5 protein-coding genes are annotated in these 6,032 nt (G+C 72.7%); 2 read left to right on the top strand and 3 right to left on the bottom strand.

The annotated features are described in order from the left end of the window. Positions 1–63 precede the first annotated feature (63 nt). Genes ACFWEJ_RS26355 through ACFWEJ_RS26345 form a run of 3 tightly spaced genes read right to left on the bottom strand, consistent with a single transcriptional unit; the run spans position 64 to position 3,080 of the window. Positions 64–1,116 (bottom strand): lipid II:glycine glycyltransferase FemX, encoded by a 1,053-nt coding sequence (locus ACFWEJ_RS26355; RefSeq protein WP_377232135.1) that lies wholly within the window; start codon positions 1,114–1,116, stop codon positions 64–66. A 33-nt stretch (positions 1,117–1,149) separates the two neighbouring features. Next, positions 1,150–2,415, bottom strand: coding sequence for an HRDC domain-containing protein (locus ACFWEJ_RS26350; protein ID WP_377232134.1), 1,266 nt, complete (start codon positions 2,413–2,415; stop codon positions 1,150–1,152). Further along, positions 2,412–3,080 (bottom strand): DUF3000 domain-containing protein, encoded by a 669-nt coding sequence (locus ACFWEJ_RS26345; RefSeq protein ID WP_377232133.1) that lies wholly within the window; start codon positions 3,078–3,080, stop codon positions 2,412–2,414. The genes ACFWEJ_RS26350 and ACFWEJ_RS26345 overlap by 4 nt, the downstream gene beginning before the upstream one ends. A 167-nt stretch (positions 3,081–3,247) precedes the next feature. On the opposite strand from ACFWEJ_RS26345, the gene gndA reads away from it, so the two are divergent. Together gndA and ACFWEJ_RS26335 are read left to right on the top strand one after the other, a co-directional pair. Continuing rightward, positions 3,248–4,684: an NADP-dependent phosphogluconate dehydrogenase gene (gene gndA, locus ACFWEJ_RS26340; RefSeq protein ID WP_377232132.1), complete on the top strand. Its 1,437-nt coding sequence runs from the start codon at positions 3,248–3,250 to the stop codon at positions 4,682–4,684. Next, entirely contained in the window at positions 4,681–5,982 is a 1,302-nt protein-coding gene (locus ACFWEJ_RS26335; RefSeq protein WP_377232131.1) for a carboxylate--amine ligase, read from the top strand. Before gndA ends, ACFWEJ_RS26335 begins: the two co-directional genes overlap by 4 nt. Positions 5,983–6,032: the final 50 nt, after the last annotated feature.

Below are 6,032 nucleotides of genomic sequence, written 5' to 3'. Positions count from 1 at the left end.
GTGCGAGACCAACAAATACCCAGCACTCAACGAGGGCGGGTGGTGGGTGGTGCGGGGCGGCTGCTAGTTGCCGCGGAGCTTGCGGACCACCTTCTTGGCGGTCGGCAGCGCGCTGTTCCAGGTGGTGTACCAGCGCGAGAACGACACGTCGATCGAGCCGACGAGCTCGTCGGTGTGCTTCGCGAAGCTCTTCTTGAAGTCGCTGATGCCGTCGTTGAGCAGGCCGTTCATGTCGTACCGCACCAGGCCCTGCTCGCGGGCGATCTCGATGGTGCGCCAGTAGGTGGGCGCCGTGGCGGTGGCCTTGCGGCCGGCGTCGTTGCCGCCGCCGTACAGCAGGAACGAGGTGCTGGCGGAGTTGACGCACCACGCGAAGCACGCCGGCACGTCGTCGATGTAGGTGGCCACCAGCACCGACTTGTCGCCGAGCTGCCGGTTGACGTCCAGGTAGTACTCGTCGGAGTGGATGGCGAACCCGGCGCGCTGCGCGGTCTCCTTGTAGACGTCGAGGACCCGCAGCACCTCGGCGTCCTCGGTGACCCGGCGGATGTCCAGGCCGGAGCGCGCGCCCTTGCGGATCTCGTACCGCGTGGACTTTCGCATGTCCGACATCAGCTCGTCGGCGGGCCGGGTCAGGTCCAGGATCAGCGTGCTCGGGATGAGGATCTGGTTCGGCGCGTACCGGCGTCCGGCCAGGTCGAGCTGGGTGCCCGCGGGCCAGTCCGGCTCGATGGTGATGCCGACGCCGCCCACGTTCTCGCGCGCCCACTCCACGACCGTGTTGGTCACGGCGTTGCGGGTCGCGGTGTCGCCCACGCCGAAGACCGCCTGGGCGGTCTCGCCGTCGTGGTGCGCGACGACGGGGCCGCGCGGCACGTAGGACAGCGCCTTGAACTGGGCCGGCAGCGGCCGCACGAGGAGCTGCGCCAGGCCGACGGTCGAGCCGTCCTCGGTGACCCGCAGCCGGTGCGCGCGCCAGTTCCCGGCCGCCTTGACCTCGCCCCAGCCCCACAGCTGGAGCGGGTGGCCGCCGAGGGCGAGCACCTCGCGGTCCCAGGTCGAAGGATCGGTGACGACGTCGACGGCGAGCGTGATGGGCTCCGACAGGGCTGGCATGGGGACGACTCTACTGGGGTCGGCGCGGGGCTTTCACACCGGTTCCTGCGCGGCCTGCGCGAACGCCCGCTCCAGACCCTCGGCCAGCAGCCCGACCTGCCACTCGCGGGCGCCGCGCCCGCGCAGGAAGTCGGCGATCCCGGCGGCGTCCGCGGGTGACGGCGGTGTCCAGCACAGCCGGCGCAGCGCGTCGGGCTGCAGCAGGTTCTCCACCGGGATGCTCAGCTCCTCGGACAGCGCGGTCACGAGCTCGCGGGCGGCGGCCAGGCGGCGCGCCGCGACGGCGTCGCGGTCGCCCCAGGTGCGCGGCGGCGGCGGGCCGTCGGAGCGCGGGCCCCGCACGGACGGCAGCGCGGCGTCGGGCAGGGCGCGCGCGTCGTCGATCGCCTTCTGCCAGTAGGCGGCGCGGCGCTTGGTGCCCTTGCCCGCGAACTCGGGCAGCAGCACGAGCTGGCCGGCGGTCCGGGGCATGGCCTTGGCCGCCGCGACGATCGCACGGTCGGGCAGCACCCGGCCCGGCGAGATGTCGCGCGCCTGGGCGCTCGCGTCGCGCGCGGCCCACATCGCCCGCACGGCGGCGACCTGGCGCGGGTTGCGCAGCACGTGCATGCCGGACGTGCGGCGCCACGGGTCGACGCGCGGCGCCGGCGGGGCGGCGGTGCGCACCGCCTCGAACTCCTGCGCGGCCCACTGCGTCTTGCCGACCGCCTCCAGGCGCTCGGCGAGACGGTCGCGCAGCTCGACCAGCACCTCGACGTCGAGGGCGGCGTACCGCAGCCAGTCCTCCGGCAGCGGGCGCGTGGACCAGTCGACGGCGGAGTGCTCCTTGGCCAGCCCGAGACCCAGCACCTCGGCCACGACGGCGGCCAGGCCCACGCGCTCCATGCCGAGCAGCCGCGCCGCGAGCTCGGTGTCGAAGACGCGGGCCGGGTGCAGGCCGTGCGCGGCGAGCCCCGGCAGGTCCTGGGACGCGGCGTGCAGCACGAACTCGGCGTCGCCCACGGCATCGCCCAGCGCGCCCAGGTCGGGCACGCCGACGGGATCGATCAGTGCCGTGCCCGCACCGGCGCGCCGCACCTGGACCAGGTACGTCGCCTGCCCGTAGCGGTACCCGGAGGCGCGCTCGGCGTCGGCCGCCACGGGACCCGAGCCGGCGGCGAACGCCTCCACGACACGTGCGAACGCGCCCGGCGTCGCCACGACATCGGGCAGCCCGTCGGCGGGCTCGGTCAGCGGTGTGACGGGTGGTGGCACGGGCGTCGATGTCTCCGCAGGGACTCCTCGCTCCGTGGTGGTCATGGGCCTACCGTATGGCGTTGCCTGGATCGGTCGGTAAAACGCCTGGTGAGAGCCGCGACGCCCTCGGGCAGCGGGGGCACTCCCGCGGCCATGGTGAGCAGTGCGGCCCACGCGCGCAGGTGCGTCCCGAGCCGCGTGTCGACGGGCGTCCACGACGCGCGGATCTCCAGGTCCACCGCGTCGGGCGTGCCGTCCAGGGCGCCGTAGCTCTGCGACAGCACCCGGGTGACCGTGCCGCCGTCGGCCAGCGTGTCGGTGCCGGGGACCAGGCCCGCGGTCTCGAGGCACTCGCCCACCCAGGACCAGGCGACGTCGGCCAGCATCGGGTCCGCCGCCATCTCGGGCTCCAGCGTGGCCCGCACCAGGGTCACCACGCGGAACGTGCCGTGCCAGGCCTCCTGGCCGGCCGGGTCGTGCAGCACGACGAAGCGGCCGGTGGCGAGCGGGTCGGTGTCGTGGTCGTGCTCGTCGGACCGGTCCGGCTCGCGCCGGCCAGGCGGCGCGCCCGGCAGGACGTCGCCCGAGAGCGCCACGCTGAACGGCGCCACCCGGCGCGGCGCGGGGATCTCGGTGAGGCGTACCTCGGCGCGCAGGGCCGCGCCGCGCAGGTCAGCGAGGGCTGCTGCGAAGTCGACGGGAACACCGGTGGGCGGGCCGCTGGTCACCACTTCACCGTACGTCCGTGGTGGCGCCGCCACGGGGAGGCGCGCGGCTGACGCCGGATCGTGATCTGCGCGGTGGCGAAGTGAGCCAGGGCACTAGGCTGGCAAGCGGGTCGCGGCGCGCGCACCGCGGGCGCCGGCCCGTCTTCCACTGCAGAAGGAGCAAGAACGTGTCAGGCACAGCACAGATCGGCGTCACCGGGCTGGCGGTGATGGGTCGCAACCTCGCGCGGAACTTCGCACGTCACGGGTACACGGTGGCGGTCCACAACCGTTCGTACGCGAAGACCGAGTCGCTGGTCGCGGAGCACGGTGACGACGGCAAGTTCGTCCCGAGCGAGTCCATGGCGGACTTCGTCGCGTCGCTGGAGCGGCCGCGCAAGGTGGTCATCATGGTCAAGGCCGGCGGTCCCACGGACGCCGTCATCGACGAGCTGGTGCCCCTCCTGGAGGAGGGCGACATCGTGGTCGACGCCGGCAACGCCCACTTCCCGGACACGATCCGGCGCGAGGCCGCCCTCAAGGAGCACGGCCTGCACTTCGTCGGCACCGGCGTCTCCGGCGGTGAGGAGGGCGCGCTGAACGGCCCGTCCATCATGCCGGGCGGCACGCGCGAGTCGTACAAGTCGCTCGGGCCCATCCTGGAGGACATCTCCGCGAAGGTCGACGGCACCCCGTGCTGCACCTACGTGGGCTCCGACGGCGCCGGGCACTTCGTCAAGATGGTGCACAACGGCATCGAGTACGCCGACATGCAGCTCATCGCGGAGGCCTACGACCTGCTGCGCCAGGGGCTGGGTGCCTCGGCCGCGGAGATCGGCCAGATCTTCGCGCAGTGGAACACGGGCGACCTGGAGTCGTTCCTCATCGAGATCACCGCCGACGTGCTGCAGCACGTGGACGCGGACACGGGCAAGGCGTTCGTCGACATCGTGCTGGACCAGGCCGAGCAGAAGGGCACCGGCCGCTGGACGGTGCAGAACGGCCTGGACCTGGGCGTGCCGATCACCGGCATCGCGGAGGCCACGTTCGCCCGCGCCCTGTCCGGCTCGGTGCCGCAGCGCGCGGCCGGCCGGGCCGCCCTGCCCGCGCACGCGGCCGAGTGGGAGGTCAAGGACCGGGACGCCTTCATCGAGGACGTCCGCCAGGCCCTCTACGCCTCCAAGGTCGTCGCCTACTCGCAGGGCTTCGACCAGATCGCCGCGGCCGCGGCCGAGTTCGGCTGGGACATCGACCGGGGCGCCATGGCCCGGATCTGGCGCGGCGGCTGCATCATCCGCGCCCGGTTCCTGAACCGGATCACCGAGGCCTACGAGCGCGACGCGGACCTGCCGCTGCTGCTCGCCGACCCGTACTTCACCGACGCCGTCGCGAGCGGCCTGCCCGCCTGGCGCCGCGTCGTGGCCGGTGCGGCCCAGAACGGCGTGCCCACGCCGGCGTTCTCCTCCTCGCTCGCGTACTACGACGGCGTCCGCGCCGAGCGGCTCCCGGCCGCCCTGGTGCAGGCGCAGCGCGACTTCTTCGGTGCCCACACCTACAAGCGGGTCGACCGCGAGGGCACCTTCCACACGGAGTGGTCCGGCGACCGCACGGAGGCCGAGGCGTGAGGGGTTTCCCCGCTGAGCAGGGACCGGTAGGCGGCGGGGAGCAGACGGCTCCCGAGATGCTGGTGGTGGGGATCGGCGGCGATGTCGGGATGTACGCCCTGGTGCGTGCGTTCCACGAGCAGTACCGCACGCACGCCGTCGTGCTGTCCAAGGTGGCCACGCGCGCGATGCAGGACTCGGCGATCGCCGAGAACGTGGTCGTGCCCGGCCTGGACGACGTCGACGTGTTCCTCTCGACGCTGGAGGGCATCGCCCAGCAGCACCGGGACAAGACGCTCGTGCTGTTGACGAACGCCGACTGGCACGTGCGCACCGTCATCCTGAACCGGGAGCGGCTGGAGGCGGCGGGCTACGTGCTGCCGTACCCGTCGCTGCCGGTCCTGGAGCAGGTCAGCAGCAAGGAGGGCTTCGCGCAGGTCTGCGACCAGCTCGGCATCCCGACGCCGCGCACGGTCCCGGTCGACGTCGCCAAGCTGGTCGCCGAGGGCGGCCGCGCCGCGGTGCCGGCGCTCGCGGTGGACCTGCAGTACCCCGTGGTCGGCAAGCCGTCCAACAGCGCCGAGTGGTACTACGTGGACTTCCCCGGCAAGGCGAAGATCCACCACATCGACTCCCGCGAGGAGCTCGACGTGATCCTGGGCCACCTGGCGGACGCCAACTACCCGGGCACGTTCCTGGTGCAGGAGTTCATCCCGGGCGACGAGACGCAGATGCGGTCCCTGACCGCGTACCGCGACACGTCGGGCGAGGTGACGCTCCTGGCCACGGGCCGGGTGCTGCTGGAGGAGCACACGCCGGGCACGCTCGGCATCCCGGCCGCGATCCTGGTCGAGGCGTACGACGACGCGATGGACGCCGCCACCAGGTTTCTCGACCTGACCGGCTACGTGGGCTTCGCCAACTTCGACTACAAGCTGGACCCGCGCACGGGCAGGCACGTGTACTTCGAGGTGAACCCCCGCATCGGCCGGAACAACTACTACGTGACGGCGGGCGGGGCCAACGTGGCCCGCGTGCTGGTCGAGGACTGGGTGCTGCACCGCCCGATCCGTCCCGTGCGGGCGGTCCAGGAGGTGCTGTACACGGTGGTGCCCTTCGGCCTGCTGTCGAAGTACGTGCTGGACCCGGAGCTGAAGTCGCGGCTCAAGGCGCTCAAGGCGAGCGGCGCCGTGGTCAACCCGCTGAAGTACGACGCCGACTCCGGTCTCAAGCGCCGGCTCATCGTCGAGGCGATCACGCAGAACTACCGCCGCAAGTACGCCCAGTACTACCCGGAGCCGACCGCCACGGGCTACTGACCCGCGGCGGTTCCGCCCGACGTGTCAGACGCTCAGGTCCCTCCGGGGCC

The sequence above is a fragment of the Promicromonospora sp. NPDC060204 genome (genome assembly GCF_042728455.1).
Taxonomy (GTDB): domain Bacteria; phylum Actinomycetota; class Actinomycetes; order Actinomycetales; family Cellulomonadaceae; genus Promicromonospora.
The sequence above is the reverse complement of the archived record's forward strand: the minus strand, read 5'-3'. Positions and strand labels throughout refer to the sequence as shown.